This window comes from Streptomyces sp. NPDC056061 (assembly GCF_042266885.1).
Lineage (GTDB): Bacteria > Actinomycetota > Actinomycetes > Streptomycetales > Streptomycetaceae > Streptomyces.
This window is the reverse complement of sequence record NZ_JBHJWQ010000039.1, coordinates 24,533-46,627: the sequence shown is the minus strand read 5'-3', so window position 1 is coordinate 46,627 and position 22,095 is coordinate 24,533. Positions and strand designations below refer to the sequence as shown.

The window sequence follows — 22,095 nt, the reverse complement described above, 5'->3', positions numbered from 1 at the left end:
CGGTGGTCGACGGTGGGGGTTCGGTCGGGCGGGTTCGGCTCCGACGGGTGGGGCGGCCCGTCACGACGGGCGGGTGTCCGCGTCCCGCACCAGCCCGGCGACGCCCCAGTCGGCGGCAACGGCCTCGGTGTCCGCGCCGGGCAGCGCGGGCCCGCTGCGCACGGCGACGGGGGTGGCGGAGAACCGGGGCGCGGGGGCGGGCTGGGTGAGCCCACCGTGCTCGACGAAGGTGGAACGGGCGGCGAGGTGGGGGTGCGCGGGGGCCTCGCGGAGCGAGAGGACGGGCGCCACGCAGGCGTCGGTGCCTTCGAAGACCTCGGTCCACTCGGCGCGGGTGCGGGTCCGGAATCGTGCGGCGACGTGTGCGCGCAGTTCGTCCCAGCGGGCGACGTCCCAGCGGTCCGGGGCCCGGTCGTCGATACCGAGGAGGGCGCTGAACTCGTCGTAGAACTGCTGCTCCAGCGGGCCGACCGCCATGTACTGCCCGTCGGCGGTCTCGTACGTGCCGTAGAACGGGCAGCCGCCGTCCAGGAGGTTGGAGCCCCGCCGGTCCTGCCAGCCGCCCGACGCCAGCATCGCGTGGATCATCGTCGCCAGGTGGGCGGCGCCGTCCACGATCGCCGCGTCCACGACCTGTCCGCGGCCGCCGGGCACGCGGGCGTGTTGGAGGGCGGCGAGGACGCCGACGACGAGGTAGAGCGAGCCGCCCGCGTAGTCGCCGACCAGGTTGGCCGGGACGGTGGGCGGCTCACCGGGCCCGCCGATCGTGGAGAGGGTGCCGGTGAGGGCGATGTAGGCGATGTCGTGACCGGCGCGTTCGGCGAGCGGTCCGTCCTGGCCCCAGCCGGTCATCCGCCCGTAGACGAGTCGCGGGTTGCGGGCCAGCGCGGTGTCCGGGCCGACCCCCAGGCGCTCCGCGACCCCCGGCCGGTACCCCTCGATCAGGATGTCGGCCCGCTCGGCGAGGTCGAGCACCGTGCCCGGTCCGTCCTCGGCCTTGAGATCGACGACCACGGACCGCTTGTTGCGGTTGGTGAGGTCGTACGCCGGGTCGATGCCGAGCCCAGCACCGCCCGGGCGGTCGACCCGGACGACGTCGGCGCCGAGGTCCGCCAGGAGCATCGCGGCGAACGGCCCGGGGCCGATGCCCGCCAGCTCCAGCACCCGCACGCCCGCCAGCGGGCCCTGCGGTCCGTGCTCCGTCGTTGCCATCGAGCCCCCAGCGGTATGACACAACTGATGTAACAGTGCCGATGCTAAGAATGTGCCGCGCCGCGCACAAGCCTTTGGACCGGGCAGGCGCTCGACCCCGCACCGGGATCGTCCCCCACGAAGCGGTTTTGGCCGCACACCGCCACGTGTGCCCCGCCCGGACGGCATGCCGGCACCCGGCCACCCCTGACGGAGGGCCGGACGGAGGGCGGGACTGTGCTGATTCCGCAACGGATCGGGACCGTCGACGACGTCCCCCGCACCGCGGCGGGCGGACGGCTTCGGAAGGCGGCCGGCACCGGCCACGAACCGGCACGGGGCCGCCGGGGAGGGTCGGGCCGCGCACGCCCGACCGCGGGCGGCAACACCTGGAAGAGCGTCGGCCGGGCCCGCCCGGCGCCCCGGACCGGCACGAGCGGTCGCGGCGGCGGGCCGGACACCCGCAGGGCCGGGTCAGAGTGCCCAGGCCACCAGGGTGCAGACCATCGAGACGGCCCAGACCGCGCCCGCGAGCACACCGAGGGTCATCCCCACCGCGACCCGGCGCTGGGCGAGGTAGACGGTTCCCGGTCGTGTGTACGTTCGATGCTCGGTCATGCGCACCAGTCTGCCTGTCATGATCGACGAACGACATCCGTACGCATACTCAATCGGCCCACGGTCGGGGGCGCCTACGGCGCGGGCGACGTGTCCACCGGTGGGGTCGTCGCGTCCCGCAGGACCCGTCGGCAGAGCGCGTCGGCCCTGCGGGTCGTCTCCGGCTGACGGAAGTCGCGGGCCAGCAGCAGGGTGTGGGCGCAGGCGTTGTCCAGGCCGATCCGGTGCCCGACCGAGACGAAGACGGGTTTGACCCCGTCCTGGGTGCGCAGGGCCCGGCCGACCTCCTCCTCGCCGTCGAGGAGCGGCGACCGGTCCCCCCGGCGGGGCCCCGGCTGTTCGTAGGTGAAGACGAACGGATTCTTGGCGACGCCGAACACCGGGAGTCCGGTCAGCACCCCGAGGTGGCTGGCCAGTCCGAAGCGGCGCGGGTGCGCCAGCCCGTATCCGTCGCAGATCACCACTCCGGGGTCCACCGGGAGGGATTCCAGCGCCGCCAGCACGGTCGGGATCTCCCGGAAGGCGAGGAGGCCGGGAACGTACGGGAAGGCGACCGTGCCGACGGCGGTGGCCTCGGCGACCACCTCGGACGTCGCACCGTCGAGGACCACCGCCGCCGCCACGACGACATCCCGCTCGTCGTCGTAGGCGACGTCGACCCCGGTCACCCGCCCGGTTCCCGGCGGCGGGCCCGGTTCGTCGAGCACCACCCGGGAGCGCAGGGCGTCCTGTACGGCTCGGGCCTCAACCTCGTCGGCGGGCACCTGGAAGCTTGTCATAGTGCTGCGAGTCTATGACTGGCCCGCGAAGGCCGTCGGCCTGCCGGCGGCGACAGGCCGACGACGCACCGAAGCCCCGGCGGCCGGGGCGACTTGAGAAAGTCCTGCCGAGTCCTGCCGGAGCTTCGATGCGTCCATGACGGGAGGGCGTCGGCGCATCGCCCCGCCACGTCCCACGCGCGCGCATCAGTCACCGGGTCCGTGAAAGGCCCCGGGTGAATCCCTACAGAATTTCGATGGCGGTGACCTTCGGCACGTTCGAATACTTGATATTGCTCTGCCGGGGAATCTTCACCACATCACCGTTGGCATCGTAGTACTTCACATCATTGTTCCCCGTCGAGATCTGGTCGATCCACCACCCGCCGAAGTCGGTCTTCCCGCGGTTCGCATAGCAGTCCACGCTGTCACGCCCGCTGCCGTTGTGCGACCAGATCTTCAGGAAACCCGCGTCGGGGTCGCAGGTGACGTGGTCGATGGCGGACGCCGTTCCGGCCGGCCCCGCCATGGTGAACGCGACGGCCATGGCGAGCGCCGCCGCCAAGGTGTGCGCGACGCTCCTCGTCCTTGAGATCATCATTTTCCCCTCGATTCGAAATACCGCACCGGAATGCGCTTCGCCCATACGGACGCATCAGCACTGGACGTGAATCCTACGGATCCACCCATCCGCTCCCGAGGGCCCCGCAGGGAAGTCACCTGAACGAGGTTGCCCGGGCAGGTAAACCTGAAATCGATGCATTCATGAACTGCAATTGCAGACAAAAACACTCGGATTTCATAAGCCGAACTTCCAGCCCCGATCGTTCATGCGGAGCCACCGGTCCACTGACGGTCCCTCGGCGATGCGGGCGGCGCGGATCGACGGCGTCCCGGCGGCCCGGGGTCCAAGAGCTGTCCCGCGCAGGCCGGCGCCCCATGCCGATGCCGGATCCACCGGCTCGGACGGAGCGGCATCGCCCCCCGGGGCGGCCGTGCCCGTCCCGTAGCCTGGCGATCATGTTCGTACTGGAATTGACCTACACCGCCCCCGTCGAACGCGTCGACGCACTGCTGCAGGCCCATGTCGCGTGGCTGGACCGGCAGTACGCCGCCGGGGTGTTCATCGCGTCAGGGCGCAAGAACCCGCGCGACGGCGGAGTGATCCTCGCGGTCGGCGACGACCGGGACCGTATCGAGGAGATCACGGCACAGGACCCGTTCACGGTGGAGGACGTGTGCGCCTACCGGATCACGGAGTTCATCGCGACGAAGACCGCGGAGGAACTCGCCCCGTACCGCCAGCAGTTGCCGTAGCGGGACGCATGCGGCGACCGGACCTGCCGGTCCGGTCGCCGCATGCGTTCACCGCAGGTTCCACGCTTCCGTTCGTGCCACGCGTCCGGTCTCGCCCGCCGCCCAGCAACCGCCGTCCGGGGTGCAGGCGACGGTGTCGAACGACCCCCTGTCGACCGTGTGCCAGGTACGGCCGCCGTCCCGGCTGAGGTCCGTTCCGGTCGGGCCGACCGCCAGCGCGCCCGACCGGTCGTGCGGCAGCCAGGCGACGCCCGAGCGGTATCCCGCCGGCGGGACGGACGAGCCGCGCCAGCTGCGGCCCCCGTCACCGGTCACGGCCGCGGAGTCCGGCGACGGCAGACCGGCGCGGTAGTCGCCGCCGACCGCGATGCCGTGACGGCGGTCGCGGAACGCCAGGGCGAAGACGCCGCGTGCCGGGTCGCCCGCCGGGATCGACGACTCGGCCGCACTCCAGCTCAGCCCCCGGTCCGCGGAATGCAGCACCCGCGCGGTGGCGGCGCCCCCGGTCGCCAGCCAGACGTCGCCGGGCCCGGAGGCGACCAGGCACTGCCCGCCGGCGGCGAACGACGCCTCGCCGTCCCGGGCCTCCGGCATCCCCGCGGAGGGCAGCACCCGCCAGTTCCGGCCGCCGTCGTCGGTCGAGAGGATGCGGTACTTCCCATCGACCGGATCGCTCATCGCCAGCCCGTGCCGGCGGTCGAAGAAGGCGAGGCAGTCGTAGAAGGCGCGGGCGTCGGTGTTCCGGAAGGACTCGGTCCAGGTCACTCCCCCGTCGTCGGTGCGCAGCACCCTGGACGCCTCGCCCTCGCCGATGGCGAGTGCCACCGCGTGCCGGGAGTCGAACGCCTCGATGTCGCGGAACTCCAGCCCCTCCCGCACCGCGCCGACCGGTGACACGTCGCGCCAGCGATGCCCGCCGTCGGTGGTGCGCAGCACCGTGCCCCGGGTGCCCGCGACCCACGCGGTGCGACGGTCGACTGCGGCCAGACCTCGGAATCGGGCGTCGGTTCCGGTGTCGGTGAGCGTCCAGACGGGGCGCTCGCCCTGGCGGTGGCGGTCCGGCGGTACCGCGTCGGCCGGTGCGGCCAGTGCTGCGGTCAATGCCGCCGCGCAGAGCCCCCATGACATCAGTCGTCTCATCGTTCCCCTGGCCCTCATGGCGCCGGAAGCTAGCCGATGGGCCCGCGCCTCGTCCAGGGTTCCCTGCCGCGGAAAACGGTGGCCACCCGGTGCGGTGGCGTGCGGTGACCGAACTCACGCGGCCCGGCTGTGCACGCAAGGGGGAATTCCGTCGTCTTGCCCGGTGCCCGGATCCCATCGCCCGGCCGAGAAGGGGAGCAGGTCGTGTCCACCGTCATCGAGCAGTCCGTGCAGGCCCGCATGGTCGCGTCCGCACCACGGATGGAGACCCTTCCGGCCACGTTGCAGTACGACCGCAGCGATCCGTTCGCCGTGCGCATGGCGTTCCCGGCGAAGGCGACGCTGGAGGGCACCGATGTGTCCTGGGAGTTCTCCCGCGAGCTGCTCGCGGCGGGAGTGGACGGGGCCGCCGGTGTCGGGGACGTGCGCATCCGGCCGTACGGGTACGACCGCACGGTCCTGGAGTTCCACGCCTTCGAGGGGGTCGCGATGGTCCATGTGCGGACGGCGGAGCTGCGGCTGTTCCTCGAACGCGCGCAGGAACTCGTCCCGGTCGGCGACGAGCACCGGTTCCTGGACCTCGACCGGAGTCTGTCCGATCTGTTCGGCGACGGCTGACCGGCCCGCTCGCCGGTGCCCGTCCGGTCCACCCGGCGGGGGCCGCCGGCCCTCTGAGCGGCTCACCGGGACGGCGGGGCCGGGTCGGCACGTGGCCGGAGACGGGTTCGCGCTTTCAGCGGTGGAGTAACGCCCATGTCTTGCAGCCGCCGGAGGGGGTCAGCGCCGGGGCCAGCCCCCAGTCCCCGCCGTGGGTGGCGACGGCGGCAGCGAGCAACCACATGCTCTCGCTGCGGCGTTCGCGACATCTCTCGGACCTCTCGGCCGAGCCGTGGGTCGGATGCCGGTCGTAGAGGACGACACGCAGAGCGTCGAACTGCCAGTGGACCCGCAGCAGCATCTCCCGGTCCGGCGTGAACCGGTAGGCGGAGGCGACAAGTTCGGAGGCGGCGAGGACGGCGGGCTCCCGGAGTTCGGCGAGGCCGTGACGGTCGAGGAGGTCGCCCACGGTTCCGCGGGCGAGACCGGCACAGAAGGCGCCGCCGGGCAGTGCGAACGAGTAACTGAGGTTGTCCACCACCGGCGGTCGGGGTCCGGCCGATTCCGGAGCCGGAGCCAATTCCGGAGCCGATTCCGGAGCCGGAAGGCAACGCAGTACGCCCTTCATCAAGATGCTCACATTTCCGGTCATCGTAGCGATGATCACACAACGGCGCAGTCGCCCCGTGTGAAATTTGTACTACTGACCGTAGCGCAGCACGGAGCACAGTGCTACCACTTGCCCGGTTCCGGTAATTTCGTTCGATCCTCCCCGCGGAAGGACCTCCGTCATGCCACCCAGAACCACCCCGACCGCCCGTCAGCAACGCCTCGGCTCCGAACTGCGCAAGCTGCGCCAGCAGTCGGGGATGACGGTCCGGCAGGCCGCCGCGCTGCTCGGTGTCGACCGCACCCGCATCCCGCACATCGAATCGGGACGGTTCGGCATCAGCGCCGAACGGGTCCGCACCCTCGCCTTCAACTACGGCTGCCCGGACACCGGCCTGGTCGAACAGCTCGCCGCGATGGCCCGGGAACGGACCGGAGGCTGGTGGGAGGAACATCGCGGGCTGCTGCCCCCGGGCCTGCTCGACATCGCGGAACTCGAACACCACGCGGACGAGTTGATCACCTCGACCATCACGCACATCCCGGGCCTGCTGCAGACCGACGCACATGCGCGGGCGGTCTTCGACATGGCGAATCCGCGGCTGCCAGGACCCGACCGGCGAGCCAGACTCGCCCTGCGGATGCGCCGCCAGGAGGTGCTGCGGCGGAGCCGGCCGCCGCGGTACGAGGCGGTGATCCACGAGGCGGCCCTGCGCATGCGGTTCGGCGGCCCGAAGGTGGCCGCGGAGCAGCTGGACCACATCGTCGACCAGTCCGCGCGGGACCGGATCACGGTCCGGGTCGTCCCGTTCGCCGCCGGCGGCTTCCCCGGCTCCGGGCAGTCGTTCACCTACGCGGGCGCCGCCGTACCTCAGCTCGACACCGTGCAGCTCGATTCCGCGCACGGCTCGACACTGCTCGACTCCGACATGCAACTGCGCAGATACCAGGGGCTGCTGGAGCAACTGAGGGCACTCGCGCTCCCGGTGCGCGAGTCGTACGACGTCATCCGATCCATGGCCCACGACCTCCGAGAGGACCAGTCATGACCGACATCCACTGGGACGACGCCTTCTGCAGCGAGGGCGCCAATTGCTTCCGCTTCGGACTCGACGAGGAGGGCCGGGCCTACATCGGCTCCACCGCCGACGCCTCCGTCCACGTCAGCGACTCCGTGGAGGCGCTGCGGGCCCTGATCTCGGCGGTGAAGTCCGGCGCGGCGGACCATCTGCTCTGACCGTCCGGACCACCCGTCCCCCGCCCCCGTTCGCGTGCACTCCGAGTACGCCGACACCTCCGAGCGTCCGCAGACGGGGGCCCTTCCCGGCCCCGGCCGGAAGCCCGAACACTCGATCAATCCGGACAGAAGATGTCTGGTATCGCGATTAGCTTCGCCCGCATGGATCGCAACACGGACCACGACATCGTCATCACCGGGGCCCGCGCGAACAACCTGCGCGATGTCTCCCTCACCCTTCCCAAGGGGCGGATCACCGTCTTCACCGGAGTGTCCGGATCGGGCAAGTCCTCGATCGTCTTCGACACCGTCGCCGTCGAGTCCCAGCGGCAGCTGAACGAGACCTTCACCTCCTTCGTCCGGAACCGGTTGCCGAAGTACGAACGGCCCCGCGTCGACTCCGTCGACGACCTCTCCGTGGCGATCGTGGTGGACCAGAAACCGCTCGGCGGCAACGCCAGGTCCACCGTCGGCACCATGACCGACATCTGGTCGGTGATCCGGGTGCTGTTCTCCCGCCACGGAACGCCGAGCGCCGGCCCGGCCACCGCGTATTCGTTCAACGATCCCGCCGGCATGTGTCCGGAGTGCGACGGCGTGGGGCGTACGGTCCGCCTGGACCTCGACCGGGCCCTGGACGTCACCAAGTCGCTCAACGACGGCGCACTGCTGCTGCCGGGGCTCTCCGTGGGCAGTTGGGAGTGGCAGCTCTACGCCGGATCGGGACGCTTCGACAACGACAAGCCGCTCGCGGATTTCACCGAGGAGGAGCTCCGGCTGCTGCTGCACGGCGGGGGTTTCACGGTACGGCTCGACCTGAAGTCGACCTCTGCGGACATGCGGTTCGAGGGGATCGTCGAACGGTTCACCCGGCTCCACCTGAACCGCGACACGGAGGGACTTTCCGAGCGGCGCCGCGAATCCACCCGGCGATTCACCACCGAGTCGGTGTGCGCCTCCTGCGACGGCGCCAGGCTGAACCCGGCGGCGCTCGCCACCCGGATCGACGGACTCTCCATCGCCGACTACGCGCGGATGGAGGTCGGCGACCTGGTGAAGGTCCTTGCCGCGATCGACGATCCGGTGGCCGGCCCGGTGGCTTCGGCCGCCCGCGAGCGGCTGGAACGCCTGGTGGGCATCGGTCTCGGCTACCTCAGCCTGGACCGGGAGACCACCACGCTGTCGGGCGGCGAGGGACAGCGGCTCAAGTTGGTCCGGCAACTGGGCAGTTCGCTGACCGGTCTGACGTTCGTCCTCGACGAGCCGAGCGTGGGCCTGCATCCGCGCGACGTCGGCAGGCTGAACGATCTGCTGGTGCGGCTGCGCGACCGCGGCAACACCGTCCTCGTCGTCGAGCACGACCCGGATGTGATGGCCGTCGCGGACCACGTCGTCGACATGGGCCCGGGTTCGGGCGCCGACGGCGGACGCGTCGTCTTCGAGGGGCCGGTGGAGCGACTGCGCCGGGCGGACACCGTGACCGGTCGGTGCCTGCGCCGCCGCACCGGGCTCAAGGAGTCCGTCCGGACCCCCACCGGGTGGATGCCGGTGACGGCCGCGTCCCTGCACAACCTCAAGGACGTGTACACGGCGTTTCCCGAAGGCGTCCTGACGGTGGTGACGGGAGTGGCCGGATCCGGCAAGTCGACGCTGGTCTCCGAGGTGTTCACCCGGGCCCACCCGGAGGCGGTCGTCGTCGACCAAGGGGCGATCACCGCCTCGTCCCGGTCCACCCCGGCCTCGTACCTCGGCGCGCTGGACCCCATCCGCAAGGCGTTCGCCCGGGAGAACCAGGTGGATGCGGGCCTGTTCAGCTTCAACTCATCCGGCGCGTGCGGGAATTGTGCGGGGCGCGGCTCCGTCTCCACCGACCTCGCATTCATGGATCCGGTGACCACCACCTGCCGGGTCTGCGAGGGACGACGCTTCCACGGCGACGTGCTGCGGCACCGGGTCGGCGGCGCCTCCATCGCCGATGTCCTGGAGATGACGGCGGCCCGGGCGGCTCAGCTCTTCGACGACCCGGTCCTGCTGCGCAGGCTGCGCACGCTCGACGACGTCGGCCTGACGTACCTGCCGCTCGGCCGACCGCTCAGCACGCTCTCCGGGGGCGAGCGGCAGCGCATCAAACTCGCCACCCGGCTGCACCGGACCGGCGATGTGTACGTCCTGGACGAGCCGACGACCGGGCTGCACATGGCGGACACCGCCGCACTCGTCGACCTGCTGGACCGGCTCGTCGACACCGGCAACAGCGTGATCTGCGTGGAGCACAACCTTGATGTGCTCAAACGCGCGGACTGGGTGATCGACCTCGGCCCGGAGGGCGGCCGGAACGGCGGAGAGGTCGTCTTCGAGGGCACTCCGGCGGCGCTGCTCGGCCATCGCTCCTCGTTCACCGCCGAACATCTCCGCCGCGACCTGCGCGACTGACGTCGCCCGGCCGACGGCGCGGGGCGGTCCGCCGGGGGCCGGAGTTGGCGACAGGCTTACTGCCGCTTTAACCTACGGTCTCGTAACCTACGCCTTCGTAGGTAACTCTCCCGTCCCCAGGAGTCCCCCGTGACGATCACCGCTCCCCACCTCGGCAGTTCCCAGGCGTGGACCGACGCTCAGCTGTTGTACGCCCTGGAAGAGGTGGTGGAGAACGAACTCAATCGGCATCTCAAGGTCGCCAAGGACTGGATGCCGCACGAGTACGTGCCCTTCTCCGACGGCCGGAACTTCCCGGGCGTCTTCGAGGACGGCGAGGAGTGGCGGGCCGATCAGTCCAAGGTCACCGACATCGGCAAGATCGCGTTGGTCGTGAATCTGCTGACGGAGGACAACCTCCCCAGCTACCACCACGAGATCGCCTCGCTCTTCGGCCGTGACGGGGCCTGGGGCACCTGGGTGCACCGCTGGACGGCCGAGGAGGGCCGGCACGGCATCGTGATGCGCGACTACCTGCTCACCTCGCGCGCCGTCGACCCGGACAAGCTGGAGCAGTTCCGGATGGCACACATGGCGGAGGGCTTCGAGTCCGACAACCGCCACTCGATGCTGCACTCCGTGGCGTACGTCGCCTTCCAGGAGCTGGCCACCCGTGTCTCGCACCGCAACACCGGCCACCAGTCCGGTGACCCGGTCTGCGACCGGATGCTCGCCCGCATCGCGACGGACGAGAACCTGCACATGGTCTTCTACCGCAACCTGCTCGGTGCGGCCTTCGAACTCGCTCCCGACCTGACGATGCAGGCCGTGAGGGACGTCGTCGTCAACTTCCGGATGCCCGGTCACGGGATGCCCGGCTTCGAGCGGGCCGCCGCGCAGATGGCGATCGGCGAGATCTACAACATGCGCATCCACCACGACGACGTGATCCAGCCGGTGCTGCGTTTCCTGAAGGTGCTGCACATCGACGGCCTGGGCCCCGACGGACTGCGGGCCCAGGAGGAACTGGGTCTGTACATGAGCGGCCTGCACAGCGAGGCGTCGAAGTTCGACGAGAAGCTCGCCGCCCGCAAGGCCCGGATGGCCGCGCGCGCCCGGGCCTGACGCGCGTCCGTCCGACGGATCGGACAGTGCGCCGCCCGCTCTCCCGCTCGCCGCCCGGGTGCGGTCCGATCCCCCGACGGACCGCACCCGGGCGGGGCGGATGCGGTCAGGCCCGCCTGCGTTCGTCTCTGCGCAGCCGCTCCCGCTCCTTCTCGGAGAGCCCGCCCCACACGCCGAACCGCTCGTCGTTGGCGAGGGCGTACTCCAGGCAGGCCACGCGTCCCTCGCAGGCGTTGCAGAGCTGCTTGGCCTCACGCGTGGAACTGCCGGGGGCCGGAAAGAAGAACTCGGGTCCCGCCTGCGCGCACAGCGCCGTCTCCTGCCAGGCGAGTGCGGGGTCGGCCGCGGTGTTGATCAGCATGGCGCCCACGGTGCCCGGTCGCGATAAACAACCGATCAACGCCTCATCAATGCGGCGCGCCGATGTCCGGGCCCTTATTTGTCCCGGGGTTTGCTTTCCGGTGCCCATCTGCTCCGATGCCGCGGGACGGATCGTACGCCGGTCGGGGTGCCCGCCGGCCCCGCCGGTGTGCGATGTGGCCGATTCCCGCCCGTCGCCCCGACCTCCGTACGGGGCGACGGACCTGGTTCAGCTTCGCACGCCCAGCGCCGGGAGCACCGTCTCGGCGATCCGGTACGCCTCCTCCAGCAGCGGGTTGCCGGAGAGGATGAAGGTGTCGACGCCCAGTTCCTCGAACTCCCCGGCCATCAGCCGCTTCACGATCGACCAGTACTCGGCGCTCAGCGCGTACCGCTCGTCGTGCCCCACGTGGAGTCCGTATTCGCTCAGGGACGCGGTGGAGCCGTTGACGACGTTGAATCGGAGCCGGCCTCCGAAGAGGTTGTCGAAGCTGAGGGCCATCTTGGCGAGCAGGGTGGGCGAAACGAGACCGGGGTGGACGGCCGGCAGTGGCTTGAACCGGGTGCCGGTGGAGGCGGCGAGCGCGCTGCCGAGCGGCCAGACGTCGTACAGGTCGGTGGCGAGCAGCGCGCCGCTGTAGCCGAGGCGCTCGACGGTGCCCGTGAGTTGGGCGAGGTAGCCGAGGTCGACGGGTCGTCGTCCCTCGGGTTCCCGGGGATAGGCGCCTTCGCGCGGAATGATGTACCAGAGGACTTCGGTCGCCATGGCGTCAGACCGCCCTGTCCGCACGGGCGTCCGCGAGGGCGTGGGCGACGGTGACCGGCCGGTCGATGGAGCCGATGCGGTGGAAGATGTCGGCCGCCTGCTGCTGCTCTGCGACGAACGCCTCGCTGACGGGTTCGATCCGCCAGGGCAGGGCGCGCAGTGCGGTCTCCCAGTCGTCCGCCGACCCGCCGAGATCGGCGGCGGCGATCTCGGCCGCCCGTCGGGGATGCGGATCTCCACCGTGCCGCGGGAGCCGGGGCCCGCACTGCCGCCGTCGGCCCGGGAGGTGCCGCAGGCGGTGAGGGCGATCAGGGCGGTGGCCGTGAGGAGGGCGGGGGCGAGCGTTGTGCGCAGGGTGCGGGTGGGAGGCATGGTGTCGGGGGTCCTCGTGGCTCAGGGGGTGACGGGGTGGTGCCCGTGCCGGGTGGCGGCGAGTGCGGTGGCGCGACGCAGTGGTTCGGGGTCGGCCCAGGCCGTGACGTCGACGGGTTCCCTCCGATCTCGCCCGCCGCCTCGGGCTCCCGGTCTCCACCGCGCACCGGCTGGCCCGCACCCTGCTCGGCGCGGGCTTCCTGGAGCAGGACGCCCACACCTCGCGCTACCGGCTCGGTCCGGCGGTGACCGAACTGGGCCGGATCTCGTACCACCGGCGCGGGCTGCACCTGGCCGCGCCGGAGCTCGCCGATCTCGCAGAGCGCACCGGCGCCACCGCGGACCTGCCGCTGCGCAGCGGTCCGCACGCGGTGATCGTGGCCGGTGGTTCGGTCACCCCGAGAACGGGGCTGCGCAGGCCGCTGCACTCCACCGCGCTCGGCAAGGTGCTGCTGGCCTGGGCACGGCCGGGCGAGGGCGGGCCCGCCTCCCTCCCCCCGCTGCCCGCGTTCACCGACCGGACGATCGTCGACCCGGGCGCGCCGGCGGACGAGTTGGCGAGGGTCCGGGCCGCGGCGTACGCGCTGAACGACGGCGAGTCGGCGTACGGGGTACGGACGCTGGCGGTCCCGGTGCTGGACGGGGCCGGGTACGCGCGGTTCGCGCTCGCCGTACGGGCCACGCCGTCGCTGATCCCGGACGCGCGCATCGAGTGGTTCCTGGCGCAGGCCCGGTCCTGCGCGCGGGCACTGGAGGTGCTGCTGCTGTCCCCCGCGGAGCGCCGCCCGCCCGCCGACTGAGCACGGTCGTCGTCGGGGGCGGCTGGCGGGGACCTGGGCCGGGGTGCTGTCGGTGCCGCGTGGCACGATATGAAGCGCTCGGGGCGGGTGCCGGGCAGGACGACGGCCCGGGCCGCGCGGACAGAGGAACGTGGATGACAGACGCCGGAGCGGACCGGGACGCGGCCCCCACGGGGAAGGCCGCCCGGGAACTGCTGGGACGGGCCGACCGGTTGCTGGAATCGGCTCGTGCCGTGCTGGCCGATCATGCCCGCGCCGTCGACGCCGTGCGCACGGCACTGATGCCGCTGCTCGACGCCCTCGTGCGCCACGAGCTGTCGGCCATCCCGGTGTCCCGGCTGCGGGACGTGACCGAGGGCAGGCTGCGGCTCGGCGCCGTGGAACAGGCGGGCTTCACGACCGTCGGCCAGGTGCACGGGGCGAACCGGTACGAACTCCGCCAGATCCCCGGCGTCGGCACGCAGACCGCCGACCAGGCGCTGGCCGCGGCCGGTCAGATCGCGCACGCCGTCCGGGACACGGTCGCGGTGCGGATAGACGTGGACGCCCCGGACGACTCCACGACCGCGCTGCTCACCGCGCTGCACCGGCTGGTGGAGGCCGGACCCGACGTGCGCCGGGCGGTGGACGCGGCCGGTGCACTGATCACCCGGCTGGAACCCCTGCTGACGGCCGCCGGCCCCGCGCGGGGCCGGATGCGCCTGCTGTTCGCCCGGCGGCAGGCCCGTACCGGGGCGCTGGAGGCCGTCGCCTCGGTGCGGGAGACCGTCGACGAGGCGACGGCGCGCGGACTCGCCCTGCTGTTCGGGCAGGTGTCGGCGGATCTGCTGCGGGAGGCGGATTCGGACGTCGCGACGTGGGTCGACTTCGAACTGCGGTCCGCCGAGTACTACAGCCTGCTCGCGGAGCTGTCCGGCACCGGGCCGGACCGGGACGCGGCCGAGGGGTTCATCCCGTCGGGAATCGCCGACCGGGTGCGCGATCTGCGGCTCGACGACGCGCGGCTGCGGGTGTCGTTGCGCGGCTACCAGTCGTTCGGGGCCCGGTTCGCGCTCGCGCAGAAGCGGGTGATCCTCGGCGACGAGATGGGGCTCGGCAAGACCGTCCAGGCCATCGCCGCGCTCGCGCACCTCGCGGAGCGCGGCGAGACGCACTTCCTGGTGGTCTGCCCGGCGAGCGTGCTGATCAACTGGGCCCGCGAGGTGCGGGCCCGCTCCACCCTGCGGGCGCTACCGGTGCACGGCCCCGAGCGGCAGGGTGCCTTCGCCGAGTGGCGGGAATCCGGCGGGGTCGCGGTCACCACGTACGACGCCCTGCACACCCTGCCGGCCGCCCGGGACTGCGGGCTGAGGCCCGGCATGCTGGTGGTCGACGAGGCCCACTACGTCAAGAATCCGCAGACCCGTCGCGCCCAGGCGGTGTCCGGCTGGACGCAGTGCACCGAGCGGGTGCTGTTCCTGACCGGTACGCCGATGGAGAACCGCGTCGAGGAATTCCGCAGCCTCGTCCGTCACCTCCAGCCGGAACTGGCCCCCTCGGTCCGCACCACCCACGGGGCCGCCGGTTCGCACGCGTTCCGCAGGGCTGTCGCCCCGGCCTATCTGCGGCGCAACCAGGAGGACGTGCTGACCGAGCTCCCGGCCCTGGTGCAGGTCGACGAGTGGGAGGAGTTCAGCGAGGACGACCTCGACGCCTACCGCGAGGCCGTCGCCTCCGGGCAGTTCATGCGGATGCGCCGGGCCGCGTACGCCCGCCCGGCCGCGTCCGCGAAGCTGAACCGCCTGCGCGAGCTGGTCGCCGAGGCGGCGGAGAACGGCCTCAAGGTGGTGGTCTTCTCGTACTTCCGCGAGGTGTTGAGCACGGTCGGGCAGGCCCTGGGTCCCGACGTGTTCGGCCCCGTCGCGGGGAGCGTCCCGGCGGCCCGGCGCCAGGAGGTCGTCGACGGTTTCGCCGCCACCGACGGCCACGCCGTCCTGCTGAGCCAGATCCAGGCCGGCGGTGTCGGGCTCAACATGCAGGCTGCGTCCGTCGTCATCATCTGCGAGCCGCAGATCAAGCCGACGATGGAGCACCAGGCGGTGGCCCGTGCCCACCGGATGGGGCAGATACGGACCGTCCGGGTGCACCGGCTCCTGGCGACCGACAGCGTCGACGAGCGGATGCTGGACATCCTGGCCCGCAAGGAGCGGCTGTTCGACCTGTACGCGCGACGCAGCGATGTCGCCGAGACGACGCCGGACGCCGTGGACGTGTCGGACGGGGCGCTCGCCCGGCGCATCGTCGAGGAGGAGCAGCTGCGCCTCTCGGCGGACACGGCCGGGACGGTTGACACACCCGGAGCACCCGCGGCGACCGGGACGGATGACACACCCGAAGCACCCGCGGCAACCGGGACGACCGTAGCCGTCGATACCTCCGATGCCGCCGGAACCGTGCCGGAGGGCTGATCCGGTCAGGAGCCGTGTGCCGCGCCGTCATGGGCGGCGGTGCCCGTGGCGGCCGGGGCGGGGGCCTCCTTTCCGGAAGCTCCCTTGCCGGAACCCTCCTTGCCGGGTGGGGTTTTGCCCGGTGCGGCCGTCGCGTGGGCCGCCGGGTCGTGCGGGTCATAACCCGGTACCGTGCCGTCCGGCTTGGCCACCAGCAGCAGACCGGCCATCCCCATGTCGGAATGGCTCTGCACATGGCAGTGGTACATCCACGCGCCCGCCCCCACGTGCTCACCGGCGACGACCTGGAAGCCGAAGGAGTCCGCCGGGCCGACGATCTTCGTGTCGATCACGCGGCTCGGATCGTCCGGCCCTGCGAGCAGGCCGGTCCGGTTGTCCGCCCAGCGATGACCGTGGATGTGGAACGTGTGGTAGTACTCGCCGTGAGTGATCATCACGACTTCGAGCCGGTCGCCGACGGTGGCATGGAAGTCGGGTGCCCGGTGCGCCGGCGCGTTGTTGACCGTCATGTCGTTGAAGACGATCGTGATCGTCCGGTCCGGCAGGATGTCGCCCCTGCGCCGGACGATCAGGGGACCGTACAGGCCCTTGCGGATGCCACCGGTGCCGTGGTCCGTGCCGACGACGTGGTCGTGGTAGTGCCAGTAGCCCGCGCTGCCGGGCTGCCAGGTGCCGTCCTTCCGCCTGCCGGGGGCATGGGTGCGCCAGGTGTAGGTCCGGGTGGCACCCGGTTCGACCATGCTCCGGTTCAGCCGGGTGCCGTCGCTCGCGATGTCGTAGTCGACGCCGTGTGCGTGCAGGCCGACCGGCACGTCCATGGTGTTCTCGAACTCGATGTGCAGGGTGTCGCCCTCGTTGAGCTCGATGAGCGGACCGGGGATCGACGCCTTGCCCTTCTCCGGCCCGTACCCCATCCGGCCGTCCGCCAGCTTCTCGGCGTACAGCTTGAGGTGCCGGACCAGCCCTCCGGCCGGGGCGGTCCTCGGCGGGAGCTCCGCCGAACTGGCTTCGATCGCACCGAGCGACAACGATGTCACCCCGGTTGCGGCAGCCACTCCGCCGCCCACCAGGAACCTCCGGTTGAAACTCCTTCTGTCCATGACGAACTCCCTACTGCGCCGAGGAATGTACGGAGACGGTGGCGAGCGTTCCGGCACGCCGGGGCGGTCCCGGAGGGGTCTCGGGGCGCGGGGGGGACCACCCGACCGAGGATTCGACCCGGTCGCGAGGACCGCGGAGACTACGGAGATTACGGCGCGAACGGCAGCTTCAGGGGCTTGCGGGGTTGGCGGGGCGCGGCTGCCGCCCGGACGGCCCACACCGTAGCGGGCACCTCTCCGTTTATCCACACCATGGACAAAGTTCGTTTCATCGCTGTCATAGCTATTGGCGAGTCGGGAAAAGGGGTCTAGCTTCATCCGCTGTTGCAGCGACCACAGAGGGTGGGTGACCACATGCAGCACGCACCACATCACAGGTCCGGATCGCGACGCGGACTTGCGGCGGCCCTGGCGGCCGGCGCATTGACGGCTTCTCTGCTCGGCGGCAACGCGGCCGACGCCAGCTCCCGTCCGGGAGCGCCGCACGGATCGGCGACAACGTTGTCCCTTCCGTCGCCGCCGGGTGGCGCCGACGTGAAGGTGCTGGTGTTCCACGCCTCCGCCGGCGAGGAGTCCCCGACCGTCGACGCCGGAATCGCGGCGATCGAGCGGATCGGTCTCACCGGGCCGGAGAGCGGCAGGTTCCGGACCGTCGCCACCGACGACCCGGCCGTCTTCACCAACGGCAAACGGCTCGGCACGTTCAACGCCGTGGTCTTCCTGACCGGGGGCGGCGATGTGCTCGATCCCGAGCAGGAGGCCGGGCTGGAGGCGTACATGGAGGCCGGCGGCGGATTCCTGGGCATCCACGACGCGGCGCGCACCGAGCCGTACTCGGACTGGTTCACCGGCCTGGTCGGGGCCCGCCCGGCGGCCGACAGCCCGGCCTCCGTGCAGCGCGCGACGGTCGAGATCGGCGACCGGCTGCACCCGGCGACCAAGAACCTGCCACTGGAGTGGAAGCGCCCGGACAGGTGGCTGAACTGGACGAAGAACCCGTCCGGCGACGTGCACACGGTGGCGCGCGTCCGGGAGCTCACCTACAAGCCGGGCGCGAGTGCCAACGGCTGGGACCATCCGGTCTCCTGGTGCCGGGACTACGACGGCGGGCGCTCCTTCTACACGGCGATGGGCGGCACGGTCGACAGCTTCTCCGAGACCGACTTCCGCGACCATCTGCGCGGCGCGCTGCACTGGACGACCCGCATCTCGCAGGCCGACTGCAAGGCCACCATCACCTCCCACTACCGGGCCGAGCGGGTCACCCGGCCCAACCGGCCGGGCCTGAACGACCAGATCGGTGAACCGCACGGCCTGGTCGTGGCCCCGGACGGCCGGGTGCTGTACATCGGGCGCGGCGGTACGGACAGCAGCGTCCCGGTCGTCACCGACTGGAACGACCCGGACGTCGGCAAGGGCAAGGGGCAGATCCACGTCTACGACCCGGAGACGAAGAAGGTCACGCTCGCCGGGGAACTGACGGTCTTCGGCAACAAGGGCGGCGGCGACGAACTGATCAAGGTCGAGGAGGGGCTGCTCGGGATCGAGTTGGACCCGGACTTCGAGCGGAACGGCTGGGTGTACCTGCACTACACGCCGCACGCGAAGATCGACCGCGACAAACAGATGGCCGTCCGTCAGGTCTCCCGCTTCACCCTCGACCCGTCCACGAACGAGCTCGACCTCTCCTCCGAGAAGGTGCTGCTGCACTGGCCGGTCCAGATCCACAGCTGCTGCCACGCGGGCGGCGGCATGGCCTGGGACTCCGGGGGCAACCTCTACATCGCGACCGGGGACAACAACTCCTCCGGATTCAGCGGCGGTTACTCCGGGAACAACCCGCAGCCGAACCACAAGGGCGTATCGTTCGCCGATGCCCGGCGCACCGCGGGAAACACGAACAACCTCAACGGGAAGATCCTGCGGATCCACCCCGAGGACGACGGGACGTACACGCTCCCCGAGGGCAATCTCTTCACCGGGAAGGAACCCGACGAGGGCGGCGGCAGGACGCGCGGCGAGATCTATGTGATGGGGGTGCGCAACCCGGCCCGGATCTCGGTCGACAAGGCGACCGACACGCTCTACGCGGGGTGGGTCGGCCCCGACGCGGGCGCGCCGTCCACCACGTGGGGACCGGCCAAGTACGACACGTTCGCCGCGATCACGAGGGCGGGCAACCACGGCTGGCCGTACTGCATGGGCAACAAGCAGCCCTACCGGGACCGCAACCTGCCGGATCCGGCCCGGCCGCTCGGCTGGTACGACTGCGACCACCCCAGGAACGAGTCCCCGAACAACGACGGCCTGGTGAACCTGCCGCCCGTCACGTCCAACACCATCTGGTACTCGCCGCAGGGCGGCGGGGTGGACTACCCGCGCGACGCGAACGGCGTCCCGAGCTACGAGCCGGAGGAGCAGGAGGAACTGCTGCCCTGGCTCAGGGGCGGCGGCCAGGCCACGATGAACGGGCCGGTGTACCGGTACGACGCGGCGAGCACGAGCGCCGACAAGTGGCCCGCCTATTGGGACGGCAAGTGGTTCGTCGGCGACTTCTACGACGACACCCAGCCGCGGCACGCCGTGCTGACGGATCCGAGGACCGTCGGCGAGGGAGGGCTGCCCACGCACGCCGAGTCCCTGCGGAAGATCGTCCCGGTCGGGGCGGACGGCATCCGCAACCTGATGGACTGGAAGTTCGCCCCGGACGGTTCGCTGTACGTCCTGGACTACGGGCGCGGTTTCTTCACCTCCGACTCCAAGTCCGCGTTGTGGCGGGTGACCTATCAGGGCGGCGGGCCGACCCCGGCCGCCGGGGACCTGGCGAGGAAGGCGGCTGTGCGATGAGACACCGTTCGATCTTCTCGCGGCGGCGCTCGCGGCCGGTGCGGCTGTGGCTCGCGCTGCTCGGTGCGTTCCTGATGGTGCTGGGGCTGACCTCGACGGCCGCGTACGGCCGCACCGCGGACGCGTCCGCCGACGCTGCCGAGCAGGTCCTCACCTGGACGGCGGGCGACCCCATCGACCGCTACCTGTCCGCCCCGAGGACGGCGGTGGCCGGCAGGACCACCATCGTCTTCGAGAACAGCGAGGCCACCGGCAACACGACGGGGATGCCGCACACGCTGACCTTCAGCGTCTCGGACCCCGAGTTCAACGACGACGTGACACTGAACATCCTGGCCAACCCGGGCGACGACCAGGGCGGCAGGCACACCGTCGAGGTCACGCTCTCCCCCGGCCGGTACTTCTACCACTGCACCATGCCCGGACACGAGGCGATGCAGGGCATCCTCACCGTGGCCGAGGACGGCGGCGGCGAGGACACGTCCGCCCCGATCACCTCGGCCAAGGTCGACGGGGACAGGAACGCCGACGGCGCGTACATCGGTCAGGCCACGGTCACCGTCTCGGCGACCGACGACGGCTCGGGCGTCGACACCGTCGAGTACGCCACCGGGCCGGACGGCGCCTGGCAGCCGTACACCGCGGCGGTCGTGGTGAACGAGGTCGGGGCGCACACCGTCCGCTACCGCGCCACCGACAAGGCGGGCAACACGGCCGCCGAGAAGTCCGTCGAGTTCGCGGTCGCCGCACCGCCGACGGACGACACCGCGCCGCCGGAGACCTCGGCGACCGTGTCGGGCGAGAAGGACGACCAGGGGCGGTACCTGGGCATGGCGACGGTCACCGTGACCGCCTCCGACACCGGGTCCGGCGTCAACACCATCGAGTACGCCACCGGGGCGGACGGCGCCTGGCAGCCGTACACCGCCCCCGTGATGGTGCACGAGACGGGCACCATCACGGTGCGCTACCGGGCCACCGACCGGGCGGGCAACACGGCCGCCGAGAAGTCCGTGGAGTTCACCGTCGTCGAACCGCCGACCCGGGACAGGACACCTCCGCGGACCACGGCGAAGGTCGAGGGCGACAAGAACTCCGACAACGCCTACATCACCAGCGCCCGGGTGACCGTCACCGCGACCGACACCGAGTCCGGGGTGGACCGGGTCGAGTACTCGCTGGACGGGGGCCCGTACCTCGCCTACACCGCCACCGTGATCGTCGACCGCGTCGGGCACCACACCCTCGACCACCGGGCGACGGACAGGGCGGGCAACACCTCCGAGGCGGAGCGGGTGTCGTTCACCATCGCACGGAGCGGCGGTGTCCCGGCGCCGAACTGCCCGGAGTTCGACGAACGGCTCACCGTCGTCGTCGGCACGGTCGACAGCGGCGTGCCCAACCGCGTCACCGGCAACCGCTGCACCGTCAACGAGCTGATCGAGGACGAGAAGGACTGGTCGTCGCACGCGCTGTTCCTCAAGCACGTCGACGGGGTCCTCGACAGGCTGCTGGCGGCGGGGGTGATCGACGCCCGCGAACGTCGGGCCATCAACCGGGCGGCCAAGGAGTCCGGCATCGGTACGCCGGGCCGGGTCGACGGATACACGAAGCTCTTCGACGGCACCCCCGCGTCGTTCGCCAAGTGGCAACAGGTCGGCGGCGGGGCGTTCGGACTGAACGCCGACGGCACCCTCACCAGCTCCAGCACGGTGGACGGCATGGGAATGCTGTGGTTCCCGGGACGGCAGTACGGCGACTTCTCGCTGAAACTCCAGTGGCGGGACGACGCCCCCGGCACGGGCAACGCCAACAGCGGGGTGTTCGTCCGCTTCCCGGACGTCCACGACAACCCGGAGGAGCCGCGCCCGGAATGGGTCGCCATCACGTACGGCCATGAGGTGCAGATCCTGGACCGGCCGGACGGCGACATCTACAAGACGGGTTCGGTCTACGGCTTCGACCGGGTGGGACTCGCGGGCGCCGGGGTCACCCCGAAGGGCACCTGGAACGACTACGAGATCAGGGTGGTGGACCAGCACTATTCGGTCCACCGCAACGGTGTCCTGATCAACGAGTTCGACAACGACCGCGGGCAACTGTTCGAACCGCCGCGGGCGGGCGATCCGGGCACCGACGGACGCCGGTACGCCTCCGGCTACATCGGGCTCCAGGTCCACAGCGCCTCGGACGTGATCTCGTACCGCGACATCCGGATCAAGGAGCTGTAGGGCTCCCGGGCCCGAACCGGCCGGTACCCGCCGGGCGCGGCGCGTCCGTCCCCGGGTACCGCGTCCGGTCCGGGCCGGTCGCGGTCGCGTGCCGGGGCGTGCGTCCGCGGCCACCGGTGCTCCGGTGGCGCCGCCACCGGAGCACCGTGCAGACCGCGGGGTGCCGGG

General features: G+C 71.3%; 17 protein-coding genes and 3 pseudogenes. 10 read left to right on the top strand and 10 right to left on the bottom strand.

Features of this window, described 5'->3' with window-relative positions:
• Positions 1 to 60: 60 nt before the first annotated feature.
• The 4 genes from ACFC79_RS34005 to ACFC79_RS33990 form a co-directional block, all read right to left on the bottom strand.
• Positions 61 to 1,212 (bottom strand): CaiB/BaiF CoA transferase family protein, encoded by a 1,152-nt coding sequence (locus ACFC79_RS34005; protein WP_376248482.1) that lies wholly within the window; start codon positions 1,210 to 1,212, stop codon positions 61 to 63.
• Between the two features lie 453 nt (positions 1,213 to 1,665).
• A complete protein-coding gene (gene mmpA, locus ACFC79_RS34000) occupies positions 1,666 to 1,809 on the bottom strand; it encodes a morphogenic membrane protein MmpA (RefSeq protein WP_376248480.1) in 144 nt (47 codons plus the stop codon).
• Positions 1,810 to 1,883: 74 nt separating this feature from the next.
• Positions 1,884 to 2,588, bottom strand: coding sequence for an endonuclease V (locus tag ACFC79_RS33995; protein ID WP_376248477.1), 705 nt, complete (start codon positions 2,586 to 2,588; stop codon positions 1,884 to 1,886).
• Positions 2,589 to 2,811: 223 nt separating this feature from the next.
• Positions 2,812 to 3,165: a beta/gamma crystallin domain-containing protein gene (locus ACFC79_RS33990; protein ID WP_376248505.1), complete on the bottom strand. Its 354-nt coding sequence runs from the start codon at positions 3,163 to 3,165 to the stop codon at positions 2,812 to 2,814.
• A gap of 422 nt (positions 3,166 to 3,587) precedes the next feature.
• Here ACFC79_RS33990 and ACFC79_RS33985 point away from each other — a divergent pair, with 422 nt between their 5' ends.
• Complete coding sequence (locus tag ACFC79_RS33985) at positions 3,588 to 3,884, top strand: YciI family protein (protein ID WP_376248474.1); 297 nt, start codon at positions 3,588 to 3,590, stop codon at positions 3,882 to 3,884.
• A 48-nt stretch (positions 3,885 to 3,932) separates the two neighbouring features.
• Here ACFC79_RS33985 and ACFC79_RS33980 read toward each other — a convergent pair whose 3' ends face one another.
• Positions 3,933 to 5,012, bottom strand: a complete 1,080-nt coding sequence (locus ACFC79_RS33980; protein ID WP_376248471.1) for a WD40/YVTN/BNR-like repeat-containing protein — start codon at positions 5,010 to 5,012, stop codon at positions 3,933 to 3,935.
• A gap of 216 nt (positions 5,013 to 5,228) precedes the next feature.
• Between ACFC79_RS33980 and ACFC79_RS33975 the strand changes: the two genes are divergently transcribed.
• Positions 5,229 to 5,642, top strand: a complete 414-nt coding sequence (locus tag ACFC79_RS33975; protein WP_376248468.1) for an SsgA family sporulation/cell division regulator — start codon at positions 5,229 to 5,231, stop codon at positions 5,640 to 5,642.
• 115 nt (positions 5,643 to 5,757) lie between these two features.
• Here ACFC79_RS33975 and ACFC79_RS33970 read toward each other — a convergent pair whose 3' ends face one another.
• A complete protein-coding gene (locus ACFC79_RS33970) occupies positions 5,758 to 6,162 on the bottom strand; it encodes an ATP-binding protein (RefSeq protein ID WP_376248466.1) in 405 nt (134 codons plus the stop codon).
• Between the two features lie 250 nt (positions 6,163 to 6,412).
• Between ACFC79_RS33970 and ACFC79_RS33965 the strand changes: the two genes are divergently transcribed.
• From ACFC79_RS33965 to ACFC79_RS33950, 4 genes are all read left to right on the top strand, one after another.
• Positions 6,413 to 7,279 (top strand): helix-turn-helix domain-containing protein, encoded by an 867-nt coding sequence (locus tag ACFC79_RS33965; RefSeq protein WP_376248463.1) that lies wholly within the window; start codon positions 6,413 to 6,415, stop codon positions 7,277 to 7,279.
• Positions 7,276 to 7,467 carry a hypothetical protein gene (locus tag ACFC79_RS33960; protein ID WP_376248461.1) on the top strand — a complete coding sequence of 64 codons (192 nt, stop codon included), beginning with the start codon at positions 7,276 to 7,278 and terminating at the stop codon, positions 7,465 to 7,467. Before ACFC79_RS33965 ends, ACFC79_RS33960 begins: the two co-directional genes overlap by 4 nt.
• A 162-nt stretch (positions 7,468 to 7,629) precedes the next feature.
• A complete protein-coding gene (locus ACFC79_RS33955) occupies positions 7,630 to 9,900 on the top strand; it encodes an ATP-binding cassette domain-containing protein (RefSeq protein WP_376248458.1) in 2,271 nt (756 codons plus the stop codon).
• Between the two features lie 129 nt (positions 9,901 to 10,029).
• Entirely contained in the window at positions 10,030 to 11,004 is a 975-nt protein-coding gene (locus ACFC79_RS33950; RefSeq protein ID WP_376248455.1) for an acyl-ACP desaturase, read from the top strand.
• A gap of 106 nt (positions 11,005 to 11,110) precedes the next feature.
• Here the strand turns inward: ACFC79_RS33950 and ACFC79_RS33945 are convergent, their stop codons facing one another.
• The 3 genes and pseudogenes from ACFC79_RS33945 to ACFC79_RS33935 form a co-directional block, all read right to left on the bottom strand.
• On the bottom strand, positions 11,111 to 11,365 hold the full coding sequence (locus ACFC79_RS33945) for a WhiB family transcriptional regulator (protein WP_376248452.1): 255 nt from the start codon (positions 11,363 to 11,365) through the stop codon (positions 11,111 to 11,113).
• A 336-nt stretch (positions 11,366 to 11,701) separates the two neighbouring features.
• A pseudogene (locus tag ACFC79_RS33940) lies at positions 11,702 to 12,130 on the bottom strand (LLM class flavin-dependent oxidoreductase); the annotation flags it as partial.
• Positions 12,131 to 12,134: 4 nt separating this feature from the next.
• Positions 12,135 to 12,359, bottom strand: a pseudogene (locus tag ACFC79_RS33935) (sulfonate ABC transporter substrate-binding protein); the annotation flags it as partial.
• Between the two features lie 265 nt (positions 12,360 to 12,624).
• Between ACFC79_RS33935 and ACFC79_RS33930 the strand changes: the two are divergent.
• Positions 12,625 to 13,302: pseudogene (locus tag ACFC79_RS33930) on the top strand (IclR family transcriptional regulator); the annotation flags it as partial.
• Positions 13,303 to 13,436: 134 nt separating this feature from the next.
• Positions 13,437 to 15,749, top strand: a complete 2,313-nt coding sequence (locus ACFC79_RS33925) for a DEAD/DEAH box helicase (protein ID WP_376248450.1) — start codon at positions 13,437 to 13,439, stop codon at positions 15,747 to 15,749.
• Between the two features lie 5 nt (positions 15,750 to 15,754).
• Here ACFC79_RS33925 and ACFC79_RS33920 read toward each other — a convergent pair whose 3' ends face one another.
• Positions 15,755 to 16,849, bottom strand: a complete 1,095-nt coding sequence (locus ACFC79_RS33920) for a multicopper oxidase domain-containing protein (protein WP_376248447.1) — start codon at positions 16,847 to 16,849, stop codon at positions 15,755 to 15,757.
• Between the two features lie 354 nt (positions 16,850 to 17,203).
• On the opposite strand from ACFC79_RS33920, the gene ACFC79_RS33915 reads away from it, so the two are divergent.
• A complete protein-coding gene (locus ACFC79_RS33915; RefSeq protein ID WP_376248444.1) occupies positions 17,204 to 19,696 on the top strand; it encodes a ThuA domain-containing protein in 2,493 nt (830 codons plus the stop codon).
• A complete protein-coding gene (locus tag ACFC79_RS33910) occupies positions 19,693 to 21,927 on the top strand; it encodes an OmpL47-type beta-barrel domain-containing protein (protein WP_376248442.1) in 2,235 nt (744 codons plus the stop codon). Before ACFC79_RS33915 ends, ACFC79_RS33910 begins: the two co-directional genes overlap by 4 nt.
• Positions 21,928 to 22,095 lie beyond the last annotated feature (168 nt).